Raw genomic sequence first — 22428 nt, 5'->3', positions numbered from 1 at the left:
ATTATCTATTCCTCTAAAATCTATAAAAATTAGGGGTCGTAAATACCAAAAGACCGTCCCATAAGAGACGGTCTTTCGTGTTTAGGAGGAGAATGAATTTCTAGATCGAATTACTTGCCGAAGTAGGCTTCCTTCATGCCGTCGATCAGCTTGGTGCCCTGCTGAGAACCTGCTGCGGATTCGAAGAGAGCGAACTGACCGGTGTAACCCCAGTGCTGCAGCGGAATTTCAAGTTCTTCGCTGATTTCGCGGAGGGCGGTCATGTAGTTCAGCACGGACTGTGCGTCGGCACCGGTATTCAGTGCACCGAATTCGTTGATGATCACCGGAACGTTGTTCTTTACAGCCCAATTCTTGGCGGGGAGGACAACGCTCATGATGAATTCCTTGCTGCCGCGCTTGTAGTAATTCTTGATGTTGGACTTGATATAGCTTACGGTGGACTTGGTTACGCCGAAGTCTGCAGAGTATTCGCTCCACTTTTCCTTGTCGTAGGGGAACATCAGGTTCTTGATGGTCTTGGTGTCGCTCCAGCTTGCACCCTGGTGGGTGAATTCAAACGGATCGTAAGTGTGAACGGCGTAGATGATCTTGTCGTCGTTCAGCGGTTCGCCCTTGGCAAGGTTGCTGATGGAGTACCATTCTGCATCGCCGAAGACCAACATGTGGTTCTTGTCGACGGTACGGATGGAGTCGATGATTTCCTGTGCAGCCTTGCGCCAGGAGGCGGAAGTGACTGCGCCGTTGGACATATCCGGTTCGTTCAAAAGTTCGAAGAAGATGCTTTCGCGGCTGTTGCTTGCATAGTGCTGGGCCACATGCTTCCAGACGTTTGCCATCATGGTTACGTACTGGGGATCGGCTGCGGTTTCCTTGTTGTAGCCGTTGTCGTATTCATGGTAGTCGATAACGAAGGACATGCCTGCCTTTTCAGTCCAGGTGGCGAAGGAATCCAGAACGGCGAAGAGGTTCTTGTCGTCAAATTCCAGGGCGGCGGCCTTACCGGCAACGACGTCGTCGCGGTTGGTGGCGTAAGCATCCAGGTCAATGGGGAGGCGCAGAGCCTTGATTCCATTTTCGGCCATCAGCTTGATGTCGCTTTCGTCAAACTTGAACTTGCCATTGAAGGTGTAATTTGCATCTTCGAGCCAGTTGGTAATGTTGATGCCCTTGTCCAGCAACTGCATTGCCTTTGCCTGCAGCGGGTTGCTGATGGTGATGTCGCCAATGACGTTTTCCGGGAATTCAGGATCCTTGATGGTCATGTCGGCCACGTCCTTAGCCACTTCGCTGGTGTCCTGCAGGTACAGGTTGTCGATAAGAACGGAGTCCATTCTTGCCTTACCCTTGGCCTGGAAGCTGATCTTTTCGATATGGGCTGCGTTGAATTCAACCTTTTCGCCCCAGCCACCCTGAGTCAGGTCCTTGAAGCGGACTTCCACCTTCTTCCACACACGGGATGCCTTGACAGTTGCAAGATGTACGTCGTAGTCTTCAACGTCAGAGATTTCTACATGGATTTCATGAGCGTCACCCTTGAACCAGTAGGTAACTCCGCCGTATTTGGTAAAATCCATGTCGTCGCTGGCGATATAGACGCCCCAGCCTACATACGGATCATATTCGTAACCACCCTTGTCCAGGTTATAGTAGACTGCAAAGGCGTAATCAGTGCCGTTGTCGGAACGACGTGCCTTGGGGTAGCCGTTATCGTCTACCGGGGTAAGGATGGTGGAATTGCCCTTGTTGTCCTTGTCGCTATAGGTGTACCAGCCTGCTTCGTTAATCAGGGCCACGCCGTCACCGTCTTCGAAGTCATCCACCAGGAGGCCGATGCCGGTTTCTGCGGGGATGTTGATGGCCGGAGTAATCTCGGTGGCTTCTTCAGGAATGGTCAACACGAACTCTTCAGTGGTGTCTGAGGGAACGACGGTGGTGTCGCCCGGAACAACAGGAACAGTCGTAGTGTCAACGGGGGGGTCCCCTGCCGGCAAAGTGTCTACAGGCGTGGTGTTGCCGGTTCCGCTAGTGGTATCTGCAGGGAGAACTGCAGGATCGTCGGAATTGGCACCGGAAGAAGAACTGTCACCGCAAGCAGTTGCCATGAGGGCGAAGGTGGCTGCTGCAGAGAGTGTTGCCAGAGATTTCAGCTTAAGATTCATTTTATCCTCGTAAAGAGTTTTTGATGAAATTAGACATTGTATTTCCGATGTAAAAATATAATTGGAGGGGGCTTTTTTGCCCTTTTAAAAAGAATAAAGAATCAAAACTGTAGTTAATGTTTTTATATTGTTTTATGTTTCCTAATGTTTTACACAGAGTATTATCACCAGTCCATACAGAAGACGTCTAAAAAGGCGGCTGGTGCTGCAGCGTTACATTGGGAACGTCAGAAGATTTCTGACCGTCGGTATTCCGGTTGCAATCGTATTGATGTTCACGAAGGTGAGGTTCCCTCTTTCGGTTATGTTTCGTCTGATGGGATGGAACAAGTTGGCGTATATGTGGTGCTTCGGGGGCGCAATTTCCCCGATGGCATTTATGCCTATGATGCTGATGGCCGTAGCGGTGCTCCCAATGTGGCGGGACAGCTGGTAAAAATCGGCGGAAAAGATGAAATGAAACGTCTGGCCGAGGCGTTCCCCCATAAGGATTTTTTGCTGGACACTCCGATTCTGTATCTGTTTACTGGAATTTTGGAACGATCCGTGTGTCGTTTCAAGGAAGGGGCTTACTCTCGAATTCTGCAAGATGTGGGTGCCTGTGTGGGAAGCGTGATGCTGCATGCCAAGGCCAAGGGGGCGAAGGTTTTCCCCTTGGGCGGTTTTGTGGATGACCAGGTGGCTGTTTCCCTGAAACTCCCTTCTACGGAAGTGCCTCTGGCGGGCCTTGCGGTGTTTCCGGAGTATAGCGAACTGGCTTACGATTCCATTGACGATGGTGTTGGGGAGTCGGCATATTCCAATCGCAGCGAGGCGGATCCCTTGTTGATGGCGGCGGAGCCTGGTGCCAGTTTTGATGCGGGTTGTGTAAGTGCCTCTAGCCGTTACCCGTCCCGATTTATGCGCCAGAATCGTGGAGAGTGCATTGAAGATTTGAGCAAGTGCATCCGTGTGCGTCGCCTTGCTACGCAAGCCCTGCCTGGGGATGAGTTTCCCTTGACTCCTGCAAGATATGACAGCAAACTTTATGGTCAAGTGGTGAATGATCTTGGGAAGGTTCCGCAGAGGCGAATTCCCTTTAAGCGAACTTCCTTTGACCTGGATGAATTTTCCAGTATGTTGCGCTGGCTGGAACAGGGCAAAATCAACTTGTTTGGCGCAGGCCTGTTAAAAATCTGGATTGTGGTTTTTGACGTGATGTTCGTGTTCCCCGGCGTGTACCGCTATGTGCCTGTACGCAAGTCTATTTACATGCAGGGCGGAGTGGTGGCGGCAAAGAAATTCGTCAAGTGTCATGTTGTTCCCGAAGAGGTTGAAAATGCGGCCTTTGCCGTGGTTCTTACTGCCGACTTGAAGGAAGCCTGCAACCTGCTGGGAGAGCGCGCCTACCGCTACTTGAATTTAAACGCTGGGTATATAGCGCAGTCCTTGCATCTGTCTGGCCGCGTTTTGAACAAGACTGTTCGCGGTGAACATTTCTTCTACGAAGACGACCTGAAAAAACTCTGCAACCTGCCGGACGGCGAAAGCGTCATCTCTGAAATTCTCGTGGGGAAGTAAGTTTGTATGTTAAACTGTTTTTTGAGTTGTCTTTCGGATGCTATACAAGTATCCTTATATTTATTAATAGCTTTGGTCTTATGCATTCCGCTATGGCTGGGATTCCTATTTTCTTTTATTAATTCCCAGACCCGCTTTAAGAAATTAGGTGCTGTTCTTTGGTCCGTGCTGATGGCACTTATTTTGGGGATTGTTGTTCTGGCAATCTTTAAAGCTCATATTTTCAATTATGAAATCTTGTGGCTGGCCGTGACGCCTATAGTTTGCTTTGCCGCCATAGTACCGGTCTTTTTGGCGACAAGTGCGTTTGGTCGAGTGTTTAAACGAAAGAAAAAACTCCATTGGCTTGTTTTTCCCGTATCATTCGTTGTTTCCTTTGCGTTGGTTGTTGTTTTTGGCTGGGCGTTGTTGGCTGAGGAGTATGGCTCATATTCCGAGTCTGTGATTTCAAAGGAAGAAATGGAACAATCGGAAGGATTTGATTTTGAAATTAGACTTGGCCGAGGATCCTATTATGATGATATTAGTCTGAAAATTAGAGGAAAAGTTGATTCTGTTTACTATCAAGTCAAGTATGACCTGTGTCCCTATGTTTTAGACAACAAGGATTGGAATCCTGAATATACGGAACCTCTGGAAAAGATTGTTACTCCTTGGATTTTGCTTAATCAAGAGAAATCTTCCATAGCAAAGAGACTGAGGGAAGCAATGATGGCTTACGAAAGTGAATGGACTGCTGTAAGCGTTTTGGATGGATATTGCACCGGCATTGTTGTCCACGATTTTCAGAAACAAACGCGTCGAAGTATGAGTTTCTGCAATGCGGATATTTCAAATGTGCCTAAGGCCTACGCTATGGAAAAAATGGCAAATAGTCTTTGGCCTGTTCGTGAGACTTATACGAAATATTCCTACGAACAAGCGGAAAAGGCTTGCCGAGAAAGTCAGAATTATACGGGCGAATAATTTGATCAACGGGCGGTTAACCGATTAACTGCAGCAGCAGTGGCGCCACGACGGCCGTGAAAATTCCTGCGATGCCGATGGCCAAGGAGCTCATGGCGCCTTGAGTTTCTCCGATTTCCATGGCGCGGGTGGTGCCTAGGGCGTGGCTAGCAGTACCGATGGCGATACCTTGGGCAACCTTGTGCTTAATGTGGAAGAATTTGCAGACCACAGAAGCGGTGACGGCGCCGGTAATTCCCGTAATCACGATGGAAATAATGGTAATGCTGGGAATGCCGCCAATCTGTTCGGAAACTACGGAGCCCATGGGAATGGTAATGGACTTGGGGACCAATGAAAGCATTAAAGTGCTGCTAAGGCCTACCAATTTAGAGGTTGCCACCACACAACAAATGGAGGTGAGGCTACCGACGGCGATGCCTGCCAAAATCGGGAGCCAGTGCTTTTTGAGGTTGCCCAACTGCCTATAGAGTGGAACTGCCAGCACAACGGTTGCGGGGCCCAGCAGAATAGAAATGTAGTCGCCGCCAATTTTGTAACTGTCGTAGCTGATTCCCGTAATCATCAGGAATCCCACAATGAGAATGAGGCCGATGAGCAGCGGGTTCAAGATGGAGTACTTGAATTTCTTGTTCAGAGCCACGCCCACTTCGAAGGCGGCCAAGGTCAAGAAAATTCCGAACAGGGGCGAGTTGATGATGGTGTTCATTTCTTCCCCCTAGTGGATTGTTTCATCTCTTCATCTTCAAGTTGTTCGATGTTCAGACGCTTTTCTTGATGGCCAATGAGAAACTGCGTGGTAAGGCCGGTGGCTGCCAAGCTGATGAGCGTCAGTACGATGCAAAGAAGGAGTAGGGTGGGCCACTGGCTAAGAATGTCGTCGCCAACGGTCATAATGGCGATGCTTGGCGGCAAGAAGAAAAGTGCCAGATGGTTCAAGAAGAAACTGGAAACGCCGGAAACCTGTTCCGGTTTAAGAATTTTAGTACAAAGTAATACAAGGAGCAGAACCATGCCGAGAATGTTACCCGGGATAGGGATGCCAACCACTCGGTTCAGAAATTCGCCTGCCAGGCAAATGGCGAAAATTACGGCAATTTGAAGAGGTATTCTCATAGCGATGCCAAATATAGCAATGAGGTGCGAGGTATGAGGTCGCATCCTTCGGATGCTCTGAGGTATGGGGCCGTTCATGCCTATGGCATTCACTTTGGGGTGTCTTTTTTTTGCTGAACACCTCCAAGGGCGCAAATGCGCCCGACCTCACTCCTCAAAGCGAAGCGACCTCACACCTTTTTCTACATTGTCTTCTATGAAAATTGTATTTATGGGTACGCCGGAATTTGCGGCTTGTTTCTTGAAGCACTTGAAAGAAAGTGACTTCGCTGATGTAGTTGGTGTTGTAACTCAGCCGGATCGCCCCGCTGGTCGTGGCCGCGTGCTGACTCCTCCGCCTGTGAAGAGCCTGGCTCTGGAATATGGCCTGCCGGTTTTGCAGCCTACGGATTTGAAGGCCCCGGGATTTGAAGAAGAACTCCGCGCCTTTGGTGCAGATCTTTTTGTGGTGGTGGCTTACTCCATCCTGCCCAAGAACATTCTGGGCGTTGCCAAGTTCGGTGCCGTAAACGTTCACGGCAGCATGTTGCCTAAGTATCGTGGAGCCGCTCCTGTACAGCGCGCCATTGCCGACGGCCTGCCTGCAACTGGCGTTACCGTTTTCCGTCTGGATGAAAAGATGGACCACGGTCCTATTCTTGCCCAGCGCGAAATCATTATCGACCATCAGGACACTACCGCCTCCTTGCTGGAAAAGATGGTGGCTCCCGGTTGCGAAGCTCTGGACGATGCTATCAACCAGCTCATTACCGGTACCGAAAAGGATTTGACCCAGGATCACGCCCTGGCTTCTGGCGCACCCAAGCTGAAGAAGGAAGAAGGTCTCATTGACTTCAACCTGCCGGCTCGCGTCATTCACAACCGCATTCGCGCTTTCAATCCGTGGCCCGGTGGATATGGCAAGCTGGGTGGCCGCATGGTTTACCTCCGCGTCACCGACACTCCGGAAAACGGCCCCAGCCTGACTCCGGGCGCAGTGGCCTTCAAGGACAAACGTTTCTATGTGGGTACCGGTGAAGGTCTTCTGGAAGTGATTGAAATTCAGGCAGAAGGCAAGAAGCCTATGCCGGTGGCTGACTTTATGCGTGGCATCCAGAATCATGATGGACTTTCCTTTTGCTAGAGGCTAAGATGGACGCGGTACAAGGCCAGAAATATGTGGATCCCCTGAAGGAACGTAAGGACGCCTACCGCGTTCTTTTGCAGTGGCAGAGGGATGGTGCTTTCATCAAGGAAGGTGGACTTTCTCCTTTTGCCATGGAACTTGCCTTGGGCGTGTGCCGCAGGTATTTGTACTTGCTGTACGTCATCAAGCATTTGACCAAGCGCATGCCTTCTGAAGAAGCGGGTACCATTATCGCAATGGGCCTTGTGCAGATGTTGTACATGAACGTCCCTGATTACGCCGCCATTGCCACAAGTGCTGACCTTGCAAAAGCTGTTGGCCTTGGGGATGGAACCGCCAGCCTTGTAAACGGAGTTCTTCGCGGAGCCCGTCGCAACGGCTTGCCGGAACTGCCTCCTCAGCGAGTCCGTAAGGTTTCCATCGAAAACTCTGTGCCTGAATGGTTGGTACGTCGCTGGTTTGATATTTACGGTGGCGACCGCGCCGAAGAAATTGCCCGCACTACTTTGGCCCGCCCTGCAGAATGGCTTCGCGTAAACCTGCAGAAGACTAACGCTCCCAAGTTGGCTCAGAAGCTTGGCTTCGAGAACGCCTCTATCCTGTATGACCGTTTTATCGAGGTTCCCGAAAATGCGAAGCTGAAAGCGGTTCTGGAATCGGACTCTTTCGTCAAGGGTGAATTCAGTCTGCAGAATCCTTCCGCATACGAAGTGGTTAAACTGCTGGATCTTAAGTCGGGTTTAAAAGTCTGGGATGCCTGTGCCGCTCCCGGTGGCAAGTCCGCCCTCATGGCCGAAATGGACCCCAGTCTGGATATTCTCGCCAGCGATGTTTCTGAAAACCGTATGGCGAAAATGCAGGATTTGGCAAAGCGTCTGGGCCTTGCCAACATTAAGACATCCTGCATCGATGTTCTTTCTCTGAAGTCTGCTGAGGCTACAAAGAATATTGGCGGTTCCACCCGATTGGCTTCTGCCTATGATCGAATTCTTTTGGATGTTCCCTGCAGCAACATGGGCGTTCTTGCCCGCCGCCCCGAAGTGGTATACCGTTTGAGCCCTCAATCCTTTAAGGAATTGGCTGAACTGCAGTACAGCATTCTTGAAGCTGCTGCCACCCGCCTTGCTGTTGGCGGTCGCCTGGTGTACGCCACCTGTAGCCCCGATCCGCTGGAAACCACCCAGGTGGTGAATCGCTTCGTGAAGGCTCATCCTGAATTTGTGAAGGTTGGAGACCCTGTGCTTCCTGCCAATAAGGATTCCCGCTTTGACGGTTTCTTTGCCCAGGCTCTTGTAAAGAACCCGTAGACCTAACGAGGTTTTATGAAAAAGATCTTCTTGTTGTTGGCTCTTGCGGTGTCTATGGCTTTGTCCCAGACCCCAGCAGACTTGGTTCAGAACCCCACAGACGTAGCTTTCTCCAAGGCCTACCTGGCTATTGAAGGTGGTGAAGTTTACCCTTGGGGTTCCTTGGCCGATGCTGTACAGAATACCTATTATGCAGGAATCAGTTTCCGCTATACCTACTGGGATAACGTAGACGGTATCGTCATGTTTAACTATTCCTATTTCGAGCCTCGCCCCGATGACATCTCCTTTGACGGTGCTCATCAGTTTACAGGTCGCCTGGGCTTGGATTGGAAGTGGTCCAAGATTCGCCCCATTGTCCTGGGAGCGGGTTTCGCCTGCAATTGGGTTCGCGCTGACCTGGATGATGGTGTGGACAAGGATGAACTTTACAGAAAACCGGGTGGCACCCTGGGGGATAACGAAACCGAATTCGGCTGGTACGGACGCTTTAGTGTTCCGCTGTGGAAATACCAAAAGTTCAATGTCGGTTTGAATGTTATCTACGAAGAAATTTGGACCTTGCCTCGTCGATCTGACGTTCTGACTGTCGGTATTTATGTTGAAAGGAGTCTCTGGTAATGAAACACCTTTTGAAAGCTTTTCTCCTGACCAGTGTCGCTGCCTTCGCTACTGAAACGGTTCCCTCCATTATCCCCGCAGAAATGGAAGGCATGGAAGCAGAACTCCGCGCTGACGGAACGTTCCTTATTGGTGGCCCCACTTTTATCTATGATCGAATCCTGGGCGCTGGCGGCATGCATTCCGAAAGTGAATTGTGGAGCCCTGCCAAGCTGCGCGACCGTCTGCTTTTCAATCGCATGACAGGAATTATGTCCTGGACTCCCATGGCTCCCTCTATCTGGATGAAGACGGGAAACGAGCTGGGCGATATGCTCTATCAGGATTTCATTACCTCAGAAAAGGATCGCCCCACGAACTACACTCCTATTCTGGAAGGTGGTTTCAGGACTCCCAGTTTCCACGGCTTCTGGGCTACGGCACGACTTTTCCAGGATGACCATTTTTCTCAGAAGTATATGCCTTCTCGAAGAAAAATGGTGGATGATAGTTATTCTCATTTTGGTGAAAACTGGCCTCTCTTCAGTTCTGCCTACGGTGGTCTCGGTTACACCAACTCCTTGATCGACGCTTCCGTTTTGGCTGGTGAGGAATACTACTGGATTTTCTCTGAAACTTCCCGCTGGCTTCCGGTTCATAACAAACCCCGCGTAGAAGGCCGTGTCGATGTGATGAATCTTAGCCTCACCGTGGCATACGAAGATGCTGAATATCAGAACAAACTGGAAGAGGAACGCGGCACCCGCAAGGAACTGAACGGATCCGTTTATTACCGATGCGGAAAGGCTTGCAAGGATGGAGTGTTCCAGATTTCTGCTGGCTTGGCCTTCCGTGCCGTTGACGATTCTGGAGCCGTATACACGGAACTGGAAGAGGATCGAGTTTTCTGGCCCTTCATGGAACTGCGCATTCAACCTGTTAAACGTTTGACTGCCGATGTGATGTTCGGTATAAATGAACGTGACTGGATGGTGCAGGATAGTATCCAGTTTAACGCTCCCACGCCCAAGGATATGGGTTCGCTGGTTGGCGTAAAGAATATTTCTGCCACCCGCCTGAATCCTCTGGCCGATACCAAGGAAATCTACGGCAAGGAAGAAATCAACCTGACCGCAGATGGACAGATGAATTTGCTGCAGGCTTACATGGCCTTTGTCGATACCATGGGCAATGTAGCTGTAGGTGGCCGTGCCAGTGTGTGGACCGAATACGGTGCCGAAACCTTTGAAGTCGAACGTTACGCCGAGGACAATAAATTCAAAGTCCGCTATGGCGATGTAGGTCGAATCAACTCCTGGCTGAAGGGTGTCACTGCAGAACTCTGGCTTGGCATGTGGTACGAAAAGATTTTCAACTTCAAGGCTTCAGCCGGATTTGAACGCATCGATGGTGACCTTGGCGAAGCCGAAGTGAGCCCTGCTGAATACTATGTTGGCTTTGCCGCCGACTGGTTTATCCGAAAGTCCTTCAAGGTTAGCCATTCTATCCATTATCGCAGCGATGCCCAGTGGAACCTCCGCTTCGCCAATCCTCTGGAGGTCAAGGGCGACTGGTATTGGGATGCCTCTTTCGAACAGCAGTTCCCCAAGCAGGGGATTTACCTGACGGGAACCTTGATGCACGTCTTGGCTAGCGAAACCATGGAAGCTCCCAACGCAAGCAACAACTCCTTACGCTTTATCTGTTCCGCAAAGAAAACTTTCTAGGGAATAACCTTAGCCAGCTTCAATGCCTTAAGGCTGAAACTATTGGCCAGTGCCTCTGTGGCGCTGGCTTTTTCAATCCAGCGGATTTCCATTTTGTTTTTTATATGGGGTTCGCAGGATGGTCCCGCTAACTTTATATAAAGGACTTGGCAGTCCATCTTATGTACGGTAATGCTATGCTTAAAGGAACCGCAATCCTCTACAAGTTCCGCAGATTCCGTAATGCCATAGCAGGCCATTTCCGCAGGGACACCCACCGTCGCATTTCTCGGGGATTCGTAGTGGGGGAGCGCAAACTGATTGTTAAAGAATTTCTGCCCGCCGTGAACTGTTAGAATCTTATTGTCTGCGCTTTCGATTACGAGGACTGTTCCGTGCCAATCTTTTTGCAAGTGCTTCTTGGATGGCGGAAATGATGGTGTGAGGCCTTCGGCGTGGGCCTTGCATTCGCTGCGTAGGGGGCAGTTTTCACATTCGGGGGATTTTACCTTGCATGTGGTGCGGCCCAGTTCCATCAGGGCTTCGTTATGCAGAAATCCCTTGGGGTGGTCCGATACTTCGCGGGCGTAGTTCCAGTAAGTTTCGTTACTGTCGCGGGAATCCGTCGGCAGAAAATCCAGCAGGTATAGACGCGAAAATACGCGGACCAGATTTCCATCCAGGATGGCTTCAGGTTTGTGGTAGGCGAGGCTTAGAATTGCTCCTGCCGTGTAGGCGCCGATACCTGGTAATGCTTCCAGTTCCTTGCGGGTGGCGGGCATGACTCCAGCGCAATTTTCGGTTACGATTCTTGCGGTCTTCAGGATGTTGCTGGCTCTGCTGTAATACCCGAGTCCCTGCCAGTACTTAAAGACTTCCTCTTCCTCGGCGGCGGCCAATGTCTTCACATTCGGGAATCTCTTCATCCATCGCGTGAAGTAATCCTTTACTGTAGACACCTGGGTCTGCTGCAACATGGTCTCGCTAATCCACACGGCATAGGGATCACGGAAATCGCAAACATCGGAAGGACGCCACGGAAGTTCCGCCGCATTCTTGATGAACCAATCGCGCAGTCTCTTTAATTCGCGAGAAAACATAAAGAGTGAACCGTGAAGAGTCGTAAGCAATGAGTTTTGAGCGGTGAGTTAAGATTAGGCGCCTTCGGCGCGATTATCTAGCTCAAAGGAGCCGCAGGCTCCGCCCTCATACCTCGTACCTGAAACCCGGGGCCTCGTGCCTCGAACCTTACAGCTTGTAGTGCTTCTTTGCCACCTGACGGAAGAATTCGAACTGGGACTTGCTGGAATTTTCCAGGGTGTAACGCTTGCTGCGTTCATGGCAATCCTTGCGCATCTGTTCGTAGCCGGATTCGCGTTCCAGTTTCAGGGTGCGGCAGTTTTCGAGAGCGTCAAGCCACTTGTCTTCTTCGATGGGGAGAATCCAGCCGTACTTTTCGTTGTCTACGATATTGCGGGGGCCGCCATAGTTGCTGACCACAGCCGGAGTTCCCGTAGACATGGCTTCTACCACCACATTTCCGAAGGTGTCCGTGGTACTGGGGAACAGGAAGAAGTCAGCGTCGGCATACAGGCCTGACAAGGTTTCGCCACCCTGCTCGCCTGCAAAGCTGACAGACTTGTCCCCTTCAAAGTACTTCTTGATTTCTTCCAGATACCAGCCGTAGCCAACGTACATCAGTTCCACGTCGTCGTGGCGGGCAGCGAATTTCTTCCACACGTTATTCAGGAATTCCAGATTCTTTTCCTTGGAGATTCGACCGATAAAGGCGAAACGAACCTTACGCTGTTCGCGAGTGCTGCCGAACTTTTCCCAGGTTCCCTTGCCGCGCATATCGGGTTGGAATCGTTCCAGGGGGAGTCCGCGGGGCATCAGCTTCACCTGGTCGCGGGGAACCTTCAGCTCATTTACCAGGGCATCGGAATAGTCGTCGCAGGGGCTAATGACGGGGCGGGCCATCCAGTAGAATACCTGCATCAGCCAGAGCACGTAGGCGTGCATCCACTTGGCCTTCACCAAGGTGCGGGTGTACTGGGGAACGTCGGTGCGGTAATGGCTCATGACCTTCACGCCGGCAATGATACCGCAAATGGCAATCAGCCAGGCTCCGGGGCTGGGAGTTTCCAGCTCGATAATGTCTACAGGGTAGCGCTTCATCAAGCGGAGTACCGGACCTACGCGGGGGATAGCCAGTTCGCTGTTGGCGTATCCCAGCTGTTCCATGCTGAACATGCGGGGCAGCAACATGCAGTAGCTGTTTTCGACCACGCCGCAGGGGCGGGTATTAAAGGCGCTGCCTGCCAGGAAGGCTTTCAGACCGTGAGCACGCATATAGGGAATCACGTTGCGCAGGTTGTTGGCGATGCCGTTAGTCTCATCCAGGTTGTCGGAGTAGTACAGCACGCTAACGTCGTCTGGATTCTTGCTTAGACGTTCCTTGCGTTCCTTCTTCAGGTGAAAGCGAAGCTTCAGAAGCTTGGGCAGGTTCAGCAGGGCGGAACCGAAAACGATGGGCGGAATCCAGCAAGTGCGAATGTTGCCAGGGGGCTTGTGCTTGATGCCGTATTCCTTGCGGAAAGTACTGGTGACGGTGCGTCCGAAAATATTCGGGCGGCTGTCCAACTTTTCGTTAGCCTTGAGCTTGGTTGAATTTGACGCATTCGTCATACTTTACTCCTTTGCCACCGAAAAGGTCCAGTGCGCTTCCGATGGTGAGGTCAATTTTTCCGTCAGAAATTTCTTTGCAATGTTCCAGGTCGGCGAGGCACTTGGCGCCACCTGCGTAGGTGACCTTGATGGGGCTGTGCTTAGACAGGAACCGGATCAGGTCGTCGTCCATACCCTGCTGCTTGCCTTCGACGTCTGCGGCATGAACCAGGAATTCATTGCAATAACGGGCCAGGTCCTGCAGGTTTTCTGGCGTAATTTGAATATCGATAAGGGTTTGCCAGCGGTTTGTGGCAATGCTCCATTGGGGTTCGGAGCCGGGTTCGTTGGTGCGCTTGCAGCTCAAGTCTAGAACCAGATGTTCCTTGCCGGTTACAGCGACCAATGCTTCCAGGCGTTCGCGGTCCAGTTTGCCTTCGGGGAATATCCAACTGGTGACGATGACATGACTTGCACCTGCATCCAGATATTCCTTGGCGTTATCGGCAGAGATGCCTCCACCTACTTGCAGTCCGCCGGGGTAAGCGGCCAGGGCAGCCTTTGCGGCTTCAACGTTTCCCTTGCCCAGCATAATGACATGTCCACCCTTGATGCCGTCTTTCTTGTAAAGTTCGGCGAACCAGGCAGAAGAACGGTCCGTTTCAAAATTGGTCTTGAGGCCCGCTCCCGAATCATTTAGGGAACTTCCTACAATCTGCTTGACCTTGCCGTCGTGCAGGTCTATACAAGGGCGAAATTTTGTCATAACATCTTTGCCAGGTTAGTCCTTGGCTCCTGTAATACACCAATCCAGTTTTTTACCGCTGTTCAAGTCGCTACGTCCGCGGTAGAAGAACACCTCGCCGCCTGCGGCAATCTTGAAAGCCTTCTTGGCGAACCAGCCGTCCACCTTGTCCAGGATACTAGCCTTCTGGAAAGGCTTGGCTGCATTAAACTGCAATTGGGGAACGTTCTCTTCGTTCCATAAAAAGTTTAACGAACCCTTCGGGAAGTCCTTCCCGTTATAGGCGGCATCGCCTTCCTTCACTTCCTTGGGGGTGACAACCTTCGTTCCCTCGGCGCCATTGTAAATGGCGTAGCCCAGTAGCTTTCCGTCCTTGGTCATGGAAATGCGGCCGGCATAAAGGGGGCTGCGGCTGTTGGTACTGAAGTTGACGGAACGGATGGCCAGGTCCGTGGCCTGAACCGTTTGCCAGGTCTGATCCATGTAGGCATAGCCCTTCACCGTCAGGGTGTCTTCGTTATAGCCGATGCGGCCGGATACGCGGCCATAGGGAATGTGGATGTATTGTCCGAATTTTTCGTTACCCACTTTCCAGACACCGTCGCCCAAGACCTTGCCCTGTTCCGCGGATTCAAATGTCAGGTCCAGGAACCACTTGCCGTTCTTGTCGGCAGTGAACAGTACACGGTGTCCCTTGCCCGGCTTGTTTTCCATCAGGTATTCGTTCTTGATGTTGATGGTGTTCTTTTCTTTTATGGGCTGGAGTCGTTCCGGGGGGTACTGGCGGCCGATAGTGTAGGACTTTCCCTTGAAATTCCAGAAGGACATTTCGGTGGTGTTCTTGCGGCCGGTGCCGGGGATGTGCATCAGACCAAAGTTCACGAAGGCTCGGGTGCCGTTGTCGAAGACAAACTGGTAGCTCCAGGTTTCGTTGAATTCCTTGGTGGTTGCCTGGTGGGGCATAAAGTCGTTGACGGTAACGTTACGGACGTTACCCTTGGGGGCTGAAACATCGGCGGCAAAAACGCCAATCGATAAAATCAGGAGCGTATAAAAAAAGGACCTAACCATAGGTCCTAATTTAGAAATTTTTAGAGTCGCAGGTCTTTGCCCATGCCCATCTTCAGTTCAATTCGACGGCGCTGAACCATTTCGTTGAACAGGTCGGTCAAACTGTCTTCCATGCAGATCATGGGTTTCCAGCCGATATCCATAATCTTGGTGGGGTCACCGATGAGTAGAGGTATTTCGTTACGTCGTTCGTAACCGGGGTCGAAGCGGAAATCGACACTTACGTCTGCAATATCCACCATCATCTCCACCACTTCGCGGATGGTGTAGGACTTTCCGCAGCAGATGTTGTAGATGTCACCGGATTCGGCCTGGTTCAGGATCTGGATCATGCCGCGGGCCACGTCACGTACGTCCACAATGTCTCGGCTTACGTCAAGGCTTCCGGAATAGATGGTGGGTTCAGCGCCATAGTACTTGATCTTTACCAGCTGATAGGCGATGGATGGGATCACGAAACGGCGGCTGTGGTGAGGACCCGTAAAGTAGAAGGGGCGCACGAATACCACATGGAGCCCGTTGGCGTTGCGGAACTGGTTTCCCAGAAGTTCCATGCAGGCCTTGGAAGTGGCATAAGGAGTAAGGGGATTAGGTAGGTCGGTTTCCTTATGGAGGTACGTCAAGTTTTTTTCGGTACGGCCATAAATTTCGCTGGAACTTAGGAGCATTACCTTTGCCTTGGGGCAGACCTGACGCACCGCTTCCAGAAGGTTCTGGGTTCCCATCAAGTTGATGTTCAGGGTTTCGTTGGGCTTCATGTAGCTGATGCCAACGGAAGACTGACTGGCCAGATGGTAAATGTGGGTGGGGGAAACCTTCTGCAACATTTCAAGTACATCCTTGAAATTCAGAAGGTCGCCGTTCAGGTAAGTAACTCCGTCGGCCTTTTGCCACGGCTGAGGCTGTTCGTCACTAAAACTGTAAAGGTCATGGGTTGTTCCAGCCAAGCTGGAAAGAATGTGAAAACCTAATGCTCCTGTACCGCCTGTAACTAGAATGCTCATATAACCTCGTAAAACCAATCTACAAACTATAAATAAAAATACAAGAAAGTTGATTCGTATTACTCAATTATTACTCAAATTTTTATTACAACTTGATAGCTTTCCAGGCTTCTGCCACCACATTCTGGTCGATGTTGGTCACCTTCTTCACCTCGCCAATCTTGGTGGGCAAGATGTATACGCGGGTCCCCTTTTCGGCCTTCTTGTCAACAGCCATGGCGTCCCAGGCCTTGGCTACGTCGATGTCGTAAGTCTTGGGGAATCCGAGATCGTCCAGCAACTTGTTCTGACGCGCTTCGTCGGCGGCAGACATCTTGTTCAGGAGAACAGCGGCGCGGGCTGCCACTCGCATGCCCAGGGACACGGCGATACCGTGGGTGTACAGTTCGTAGTGGGTCAGGTTCTCGATGGCGTGGCCAAAGGTGTGACCGTAGTTCAAGATGGCGCGGAGACCGGCTTCCTTTTCGTCGATGCCCACCACTTCAGCCTTGATGGCGCAGCTGCGGTAGATCAGGTGCTTCAGCACATCCAGGTCATGGGCCTTGATCTTATCTACGTTCTCTTCCATATAGCGGAAGAATTCCTCGTCATAGATAACACCATACTTCACGATTTCGGCAAGGCCTGCCAGGTATTCGTTTTCGGGAAGGGTGCTGAGTACGGCCAGGTCTACCACCACGGCGTGGGGCTGGTAGAAGGCACCAATCATGTTCTTGCCTTCGGGGTGGTTCACGGCCACCTTACCGCCTACGGAACTGTCTACCATGGAGAGCAGGGTGGTGGGGAACTGGATAAAGGGAATGCCGCGCTGGTAGGTGGCTGCGCCGAAACCGGCCATGTCGCCTACGACGCCACCGCTAAACTGCAGCAGGCAGCTCTTGCGGGTGTAACCGCGGTGCAGCATAAAACTGTACAACTGGTTCAGGTTGTGCAAAGTCTTGTTCTTTTCGCCGGCCTGGAATTTGAATACCGGGCAGCGTCCGGCCTGGCAGCGCAATTCGCCCAGGGTGTTGCTCTGGGCCTTGGCGATGTTGGTGTCGGTGCAGACCAAAAAGTCGTGGGTGGGGGAGAGCTTAAGACTTTCCAGCAGGACGCCAACGTCAGAAATAATGTTCTTGCCGATGAAGATGGGGTAGCGTCCGCCGCTGCTGGGGCGTACGTCCAGGGCGTGGCTTTCCCAGAACTTCAGGATGTGAAGAATGCGTTCGATAACGTGGTCTTCGGTAAAGTCGTTGGAACTTTCTACGCTAAAGTCTGCATGGGCGTAGTTGGGCTCGCGATCCTTCAGCATCTGCTTGATCTTGGCCAGGCGTTCTTCATCGCTCAGGTTTGCCAGCAGGGGGCGGGTGTTCTTGCGACCGATACGTTCCGAGAGAACCTCGGGCTTAGCCCACAGACGGATGATGGTACCGTTTTCGCGGATCACCTTCAAGTTGGCATCCTGGGTCAGGGCACCACCACCTAGAGAAATAACGTGGGGCTCCGTCTTGGAGGCGAATTCTGCTACAACATCACGTTCCATTTCGCGGAACTTGGCTTCGCCGTCCTGTTCGAAAATTTCGCTAATAGTCTTGCCGGCACGTTCGACGATGATGGCGTCGGTGTCCACATAGGGGCGGTTCAGTCGTTCTGCCAGAGCGCGACCGGTGCGGGACTTGCCGCTAGCCATAAAACCCGTAAAGAAAATATGCTTACCCATAATTAACCCTGCATTCCTTTGCGCATGATTGCGGCTAGTTCGTCGTTAGTCTTGTTTTCAGTTTCTTTAGGGAACCACTTGCGGAAGCTTTCGATTCCCTGGTGTACCAGCATGCCTTCGCCGGTAACGACCTTGCATCCCACTTCATCGGCCAGCTGCAAAAGCTTGGTGCAAAGGGGCGTGTAAACGATGTCGCAAACGGCCTGATGGGGTCTCAGTTCCTCCCTGGGAAGGGGCGAATCGTCTACATTGGGTGTCATACCCACGGAAGTTGCATTGATGATAATGTCGATGGAGTCGGTAATGGCGGCGAAGTCATCGAAGGTGACCATCATGACCTGCGGAGCGGAATCGTTAAAGGCCATGTTCAGCATGTTGGCCAGGGCCTGTCCCTTTTCTGCGGTACGGCATACGATGGTCAATTCGCATTTTTTTTCTACCAATGTGTAGGCGATGGCCTTGGCGGCTCCACCGTTACCCAACAAGGCGACTTTCTTGCCGCTGACGTTCACGCCGAATTCTTCCAGGTTGCGGATGCAGCCGTAGGGATCTGTTGTGGTGCCACAGAGGGTGCCGCCGACAATTCCATTTTTCCAGTAAAGCGTATTTACGCTACAGGTAAATCTTGATATGTCAGAAAGTTCGTCTACAAGTTCCATGACAGGAGTCTTGTAAGGAATGGTGACGTTGGCACCACGGATCTTTAGTGCCCTGAAACCCTTAATGGCATCAGCCAGGTTCTGGGGCTCCGGAGAGAACGGCACGTAGGCCGCATTGATGCCCAGGGCTTCGAAAAGCGCATTGTGCATCAGGGGCGATTTGCTATGTCCAATAGGATTACCGAAGATGCAAAGCGTCTCCGACTTTCCATTCAATTTAATCTGGCTCAAAAAAACCTCTTCTTTTACAAAAAGAAAAATAAATAAAAAAAGGCCGCAGCAATAAACTGCGGTCTTTAAATACCCTTGAATAAGGCCTTACTTGCGGGCGGCCAGTTCTTCGGGGGTTCTGGCCAGAATGTCCCAGTCACCGCGCTTGATTATCTTGTAGGCGTAACCCTGTTCGGTCAGGAACAGCTGACGGTTCATGGCGAATTCCTGTTCCTTGGAATCCTGGGTCACGATACTGTAGAAGTGGGCTGCACCGCCATCCTGCTTGGGACGGAGTACGCGGCCCAGACGCTGTGCTTCTTCCTGGCGGCTACCGAAGGTACCGGAAATCTGGATCAGCACGTTGGCATCGGGCAGGTCGATGGCGAAGTTACCCACCTTGGAAATCATCAGGTTCTTGAGGCTTCCGTCACGGAAGGCGGCATAAAGGCGGTCGCGGTCCTTGTTGGGAGTCTTGCCGGTAATCAGGGGAATGTCCAGAGTGGCGGACAGGTTTTCCAGCTGGTCGATATACTGGCCGATAATCAGAACTCGGTCTTCGGGAGCGGAGTAGTGCTTCAGCAGGCGCTGCACGATATCCGTCTTTTCGGGGTTGGTGCTGGCCAGGGTGATCTTTTCGCGGACCGGAGCCAGGGCGTACTTCATCTTCAATTCCGCTTCCATGGGAATGCGGATCTCGTTACAGTCGGCGGTGGCAATCCAGCCCTGGGCTTCGAGAATACGCCAAGGGATGTCGTATTTCTTGGGACCGATAAGGCTGAACACTTCCGTTTCCTTGTGGTCTTCGCGGACCAGGGTTGCGGTAAGGCCCAGACGGCGGGTGGCCTGCATTTCGGTACTCAGGCGGAACACGGGAGCGGGCAGCAGATGGACTTCGTCGTAAATCATCAGGCCCCACTTCTGCTGACTAAACAACGGGAAGTTTGCCAGTTCCTTCTTGACTTCTTCTTCGGTTCCTTCTTCCAGGTCGATTTCTGCCAGTTCCGGATTTTCCTTGTCAGACTTCTTGGCGCGCTTGCGCTGGGTTAGAATCTGGTAGGTGGCCACGGTAACGGGGCCGATTTCCTTCACTTCGCCGGAGTATTCCTTCACCATGTCGGGAGTAAGGTCGGTCTTGTCGCAGATTTCGCGGATCCACTGGCGGGAAGCGGAAATGTTGGGGGTAAGAATCAAGGTCTTGGTCTGGATGAGTGCCATGGTGGCGATGCCGATCACTGTCTTACCGGAGCCGCAAGGCAGCACGATCACGCCGGAGCCACCCTTTTCGGAGCCGGAGGCGTAGAACACCTGGGCGGCTTCCTTCTGGTAGTCGCGAAGCTTGAATTCCTTGCCGCAGAGCATGGTATCGCGGAGCTTGATGGGCAGCGGGTCGCCAACGGTATAACCTGCCAAGTCTTCTACCGGGAAGCCGGCGTTGGTCAGGGCCATCTTCAGGTGACCGCGGCGTTCCGGGTCTACGATGGCGTGGCAGTCGTCGATGAATTCCAGGATATAGGGAGCCACTTCCTTCAGCTGGCAGATTTCCGTGAACATGAACTTGTCGTCGGATTCCACGATCAGGTTGTTGCCATCGTCCTTCTTCATGCGGAGCAGGCCGTAACGGCCCATGTAGTCTTCCACTTCGGAAATCACGGTCTGGGGAATGGGGTAACGGCTCTGGCTGTCCAGGCGTTCCAGAACTTCCTTGGCGCGAAGGCCCGTTGCTGCGGCGTTCCACAGACTGAGGGGGCTGATCTTATAGGTATGCAGGTGTTCCGGGCTCTTTACCAGTTCGGTGAAAGGAGCGATTGCGTCACGTGCTGCTTCGTAGGTGGGAGCGTCGACTTCCACCATAATTTCCATGTTACTCTGAACAATAATAGCGCCATTTGGATTCATAGGGCGCCAAAGATACTAAAAACCAGGGGGAACGGCAAGGTTTTTGAAACTTACTAAAAACTCCGGAGAAGAAGCTCTAACTGGGAAAGGGGAAAATAAGAAACGCCGGAAAGAAATTCTTTCCGACGTTTCGAAGAGCCACCCAGCAGACTTGAACTGCCGACCTGCTGATTACGAATCAGCTGCTCTACCAGCTGAGCTAGAGTGGCGTAGTGGGTGCAAAGGTAGTAATCGCCCTATAATTTGTCAAGACTGGCTGACAAGCCCTCTTTTTTTTGCTATGATTGGTTCACAAAAAATTTAACATGGACATTAAACATGGCTAACGAAACTAATACTAATAGCTCTGAAGTTAAGGATTTCTTTGTTGCTCACGGCTCCAAGCTGATCGCAGTTGTTGTCGCAATCATCGTGATTGTGGTGGGTGTGGTCCAGTTCCGTGACTACCAGAAGGCTGCCGCAAGCGAACAGGCCGAACTGCTTGGTCCGGGCATGGCAATGCTCTATGCTGGCGAAAAGGAAAATGCTTTTGCCGAATTCCAGTCTAAGATCAATGGTGGCAAACTGAGCGGCGTGGCTCTGGCCAAGGCTGCTCTCTATTCCGCAAACATCAAGTACGAAGCCGGTGACTTCGACGCTGCAGCAGCCCTCTTCCAGAAGTCTCTGGACAATGCCGGTTCTGTGGCCCTGGTCCGTAGCGCAGCCCTCCACGGTCTCGCTTCCGTGAAGATCGAAAAGGGTGACTACTCTGCCGCTGCCGGTCTGCTCGAAAAGTACATCGGCGAATACGCAAAGCGTACCGGTGACAAGGAAGACCGCTACCAGAAGGATGAACCTGTGGACGAAGTCCCCATGGTTGCAGATGCTATGTGGAAGCTCACTCTGGTGTACCAGCAGCTGGGTGCCGCCGACAAGGCCAAGAAGACTGCTGAACGTATCCTGGTGGTCTACGGCGACAACAACAACTACGCCGACAAGGCCAAGAAGTTCCTGGCTGACTAAGACCGGAACGGTGACCGCACCGATCGTCCATCGGATTAAGAACCTCCGGTAATCGGTGCTGCGCTTGGGAAAGGAGCGCGTACACTCGGACAGTTACAAAAAGAAAAACTCCGCTTCAAAGGCGGAGTTTTTTACGTATAAGGTAATTGTTTCGAAAGAAATCCTGTTTAGGGCTTATACCCGCTTTGGGTATCGTGCAAATCATCGGCATCGACGATTTGGTGTGCTTTGTTGATGAACTCCTCAGAAACGCCTAACAGTTTAAAAACGCTGAAAGTTTTTGCGCTTTTATCAGCACCAACTTCCCGGATTAGGACTAATCCAATTCAAGCAACCGGAGCTTGAACCGGTTGCAAATTGCAATGTCTTAGAACCGGTTGCGTTGTAACAACTGATCAAATCCCATGTTCCTGGTCCAAGTTCCTTGTCTCCATTAACATCAAACACATTGGCAGGAAGATCCTCTACCATAATTTGCTGGCATAAAACAAGAACGCTAAAGCAATGCTTTAGAGCAACTTGAGAGTGTCTTCCATATCGGAATCAGAAATGTGGAGGTAGTGACTGATTCGGCCCCTGACGATCCCCTTACCATTGAAGGTGAGCCAACCGTCGCGTACGTATTCCCACCGGAAAATAGCCCACTCGAAAAAACTATGCCAAACAACCCTTTTTGACCGCGTTTAGCCATGAATTGACAGCTTCGCCAATTAAAATTGGCGGAGGATTCGTGTTGTTTATATCACTGTATCAACCGTATCACCCTTACTAATTCCAATTCCCTTTGCAAACATGTAAAATTCGATGTCCCGAAAACAACGTGTTTTAGGTCATTCCTGGTAAACCGCAATTTACACTGCAAGGAATATTTATATATATTATGTCAAAATAGGAATACACATTTTTGTGTTTTATTCCTTTCCTGGGAT

18 protein-coding genes and 1 tRNA gene are annotated in these 22428 nt (G+C 51.5%); 7 read left to right on the top strand and 12 right to left on the bottom strand.

Features of this window, described 5'->3' with window-relative positions; genetic code table 11:
* Positions 1-110: 110 nt before the first annotated feature.
* Entirely contained in the window at positions 111-2162 is a 2052-nt protein-coding gene (locus BUB73_RS04275; protein ID WP_073283842.1) for a cellulase family glycosylhydrolase, read from the bottom strand.
* Between the two features lie 144 nt (positions 2163-2306).
* Between BUB73_RS04275 and BUB73_RS04270 the strand changes: the two genes are divergently transcribed.
* Positions 2307-3722 carry a nitroreductase family protein gene (locus BUB73_RS04270; protein WP_073283840.1) on the top strand — a complete coding sequence of 472 codons (1416 nt, stop codon included), beginning with the start codon at positions 2307-2309 and terminating at the stop codon, positions 3720-3722.
* A gap of 6 nt (positions 3723-3728) precedes the next feature.
* Entirely contained in the window at positions 3729-4688 is a 960-nt protein-coding gene (locus BUB73_RS04265; protein ID WP_139259109.1) for a tripartite tricarboxylate transporter TctB family protein, read from the top strand.
* 16 nt (positions 4689-4704) lie between these two features.
* Here BUB73_RS04265 and BUB73_RS04260 read toward each other — a convergent pair whose 3' ends face one another.
* Positions 4705-5397 carry an LrgB family protein gene (locus tag BUB73_RS04260; RefSeq protein WP_073283836.1) on the bottom strand — a complete coding sequence of 231 codons (693 nt, stop codon included), beginning with the start codon at positions 5395-5397 and terminating at the stop codon, positions 4705-4707.
* Positions 5394-5804: a CidA/LrgA family protein gene (locus BUB73_RS04255; RefSeq protein WP_073283973.1), complete on the bottom strand. Its 411-nt coding sequence runs from the start codon at positions 5802-5804 to the stop codon at positions 5394-5396. Before BUB73_RS04255 ends, BUB73_RS04260 begins: the two co-directional genes overlap by 4 nt.
* Before the next feature lie 196 nt (positions 5805-6000).
* Between BUB73_RS04255 and fmt the strand changes: the two genes are divergently transcribed.
* From fmt to BUB73_RS04235, 4 genes are read left to right on the top strand one after another with little or no spacing between them, the layout of a single operon-like run.
* Positions 6001-6927 carry a methionyl-tRNA formyltransferase gene (fmt, locus tag BUB73_RS04250; RefSeq protein ID WP_073283834.1) on the top strand — a complete coding sequence of 309 codons (927 nt, stop codon included), beginning with the start codon at positions 6001-6003 and terminating at the stop codon, positions 6925-6927.
* Between the two features lie 8 nt (positions 6928-6935).
* Positions 6936-8237 carry a transcription antitermination factor NusB gene (locus tag BUB73_RS04245; RefSeq protein WP_073283832.1) on the top strand — a complete coding sequence of 434 codons (1302 nt, stop codon included), beginning with the start codon at positions 6936-6938 and terminating at the stop codon, positions 8235-8237.
* Between the two features lie 15 nt (positions 8238-8252).
* Positions 8253-8858 (top strand): hypothetical protein, encoded by a 606-nt coding sequence (locus BUB73_RS04240; RefSeq protein ID WP_073157125.1) that lies wholly within the window; start codon positions 8253-8255, stop codon positions 8856-8858.
* Positions 8859-8869: 11 nt separating this feature from the next.
* The gene (locus tag BUB73_RS04235) at positions 8870-10564 is read left to right on the top strand and encodes a hypothetical protein (RefSeq protein WP_254795003.1); all 1695 of its coding nucleotides are present in this window, start codon (positions 8870-8872) and stop codon (positions 10562-10564) included.
* Here BUB73_RS04235 and BUB73_RS04230 read toward each other — a convergent pair.
* From BUB73_RS04230 to BUB73_RS04190, 9 genes are all read right to left on the bottom strand, one after another.
* Positions 10561-11643, bottom strand: coding sequence for an A/G-specific adenine glycosylase (locus BUB73_RS04230; RefSeq protein WP_073283828.1), 1083 nt, complete (start codon positions 11641-11643; stop codon positions 10561-10563). The genes BUB73_RS04235 and BUB73_RS04230 overlap by 4 nt on opposite strands.
* 148 nt (positions 11644-11791) lie before the next feature.
* The gene (locus BUB73_RS04225) at positions 11792-13231 is read right to left on the bottom strand and encodes a glycosyltransferase (RefSeq protein ID WP_073157117.1); all 1440 of its coding nucleotides are present in this window, start codon (positions 13229-13231) and stop codon (positions 11792-11794) included.
* Positions 13194-13976 (bottom strand): phosphoribosylformimino-5-aminoimidazole carboxamide ribotide isomerase, encoded by a 783-nt coding sequence (hisA, locus tag BUB73_RS04220; RefSeq protein WP_073157114.1) that lies wholly within the window; start codon positions 13974-13976, stop codon positions 13194-13196. Before hisA ends, BUB73_RS04225 begins: the two co-directional genes overlap by 38 nt.
* Before the next feature lie 15 nt (positions 13977-13991).
* Complete coding sequence (locus BUB73_RS04215; RefSeq protein WP_073283826.1) at positions 13992-15026, bottom strand: hypothetical protein; 1035 nt, start codon at positions 15024-15026, stop codon at positions 13992-13994.
* A 20-nt stretch (positions 15027-15046) separates the two neighbouring features.
* On the bottom strand, positions 15047-16030 hold the full coding sequence (locus BUB73_RS04210; RefSeq protein ID WP_073157110.1) for a GDP-mannose 4,6-dehydratase: 984 nt from the start codon (positions 16028-16030) through the stop codon (positions 15047-15049).
* 85 nt (positions 16031-16115) lie between these two features.
* Entirely contained in the window at positions 16116-17729 is a 1614-nt protein-coding gene (gene aroB / locus BUB73_RS04205) for a 3-dehydroquinate synthase (RefSeq protein ID WP_073235634.1), read from the bottom strand.
* Positions 17730-17731: 2 nt separating this feature from the next.
* On the bottom strand, positions 17732-18619 hold the full coding sequence (gene aroE / locus BUB73_RS04200) for a shikimate dehydrogenase (RefSeq protein ID WP_249269291.1): 888 nt from the start codon (positions 18617-18619) through the stop codon (positions 17732-17734).
* 87 nt (positions 18620-18706) lie between these two features.
* Positions 18707-20497 (bottom strand): helicase-associated domain-containing protein, encoded by a 1791-nt coding sequence (locus BUB73_RS04195; protein WP_073157104.1) that lies wholly within the window; start codon positions 20495-20497, stop codon positions 18707-18709.
* Between the two features lie 136 nt (positions 20498-20633).
* A tRNA-Thr gene (locus tag BUB73_RS04190) sits at positions 20634-20706 on the bottom strand.
* 109 nt (positions 20707-20815) lie between these two features.
* On the opposite strand from BUB73_RS04190, the gene BUB73_RS04185 reads away from it, so the two are divergent.
* A complete protein-coding gene (locus tag BUB73_RS04185; RefSeq protein ID WP_073283823.1) occupies positions 20816-21499 on the top strand; it encodes a tetratricopeptide repeat protein in 684 nt (227 codons plus the stop codon).
* Positions 21500-22428: the final 929 nt, after the last annotated feature.

The organism is Fibrobacter sp. UWH6, assembly GCF_900142465.1.
Taxonomy (GTDB): Bacteria; Fibrobacterota; Fibrobacteria; order Fibrobacterales; family Fibrobacteraceae; genus Fibrobacter.
The sequence above is the reverse complement of the archived record's forward strand: the minus strand, read 5'-3'. Positions and strand labels throughout refer to the sequence as shown.

Coding starts and splice junctions, on each gene's coding strand:
- BUB73_RS04275 (WP_073283842.1), bottom strand. CDS start 2,162: ATGAATCTTAAGCTGAAATCTCTGGCAACACTCTCTGCAGCAGCCACC.
- BUB73_RS04270 (WP_073283840.1), top strand. CDS start 2,307: ATGTTTTACACAGAGTATTATCACCAGTCCATACAGAAGACGTCTAAA.
- BUB73_RS04265 (WP_139259109.1), top strand. CDS start 3,729: ATGTTAAACTGTTTTTTGAGTTGTCTTTCGGATGCTATACAAGTATCC.
- BUB73_RS04260 (WP_073283836.1), bottom strand. CDS start 5,397: ATGAACACCATCATCAACTCGCCCCTGTTCGGAATTTTCTTGACCTTG.
- BUB73_RS04255 (WP_073283973.1), bottom strand. CDS start 5,804: ATGAGAATACCTCTTCAAATTGCCGTAATTTTCGCCATTTGCCTGGCA.
- fmt (WP_073283834.1), top strand. CDS start 6,001: ATGAAAATTGTATTTATGGGTACGCCGGAATTTGCGGCTTGTTTCTTG.
- BUB73_RS04245 (WP_073283832.1), top strand. CDS start 6,936: ATGGACGCGGTACAAGGCCAGAAATATGTGGATCCCCTGAAGGAACGT.
- BUB73_RS04240 (WP_073157125.1), top strand. CDS start 8,253: ATGAAAAAGATCTTCTTGTTGTTGGCTCTTGCGGTGTCTATGGCTTTG.
- BUB73_RS04230 (WP_073283828.1), bottom strand. CDS start 11,643: ATGTTTTCTCGCGAATTAAAGAGACTGCGCGATTGGTTCATCAAGAAT.
- BUB73_RS04225 (WP_073157117.1), bottom strand. CDS start 13,231: ATGACGAATGCGTCAAATTCAACCAAGCTCAAGGCTAACGAAAAGTTG.
- hisA (WP_073157114.1), bottom strand. CDS start 13,976: ATGACAAAATTTCGCCCTTGTATAGACCTGCACGACGGCAAGGTCAAG.
- BUB73_RS04215 (WP_073283826.1), bottom strand. CDS start 15,026: ATGGTTAGGTCCTTTTTTTATACGCTCCTGATTTTATCGATTGGCGTT.
- BUB73_RS04210 (WP_073157110.1), bottom strand. CDS start 16,030: ATGAGCATTCTAGTTACAGGCGGTACAGGAGCATTAGGTTTTCACATT.
- aroB (WP_073235634.1), bottom strand. CDS start 17,729: ATGGGTAAGCATATTTTCTTTACGGGTTTTATGGCTAGCGGCAAGTCC.
- BUB73_RS04195 (WP_073157104.1), bottom strand. CDS start 20,497: ATGAATCCAAATGGCGCTATTATTGTTCAGAGTAACATGGAAATTATG.
- BUB73_RS04185 (WP_073283823.1), top strand. CDS start 20,816: ATGGCTAACGAAACTAATACTAATAGCTCTGAAGTTAAGGATTTCTTT.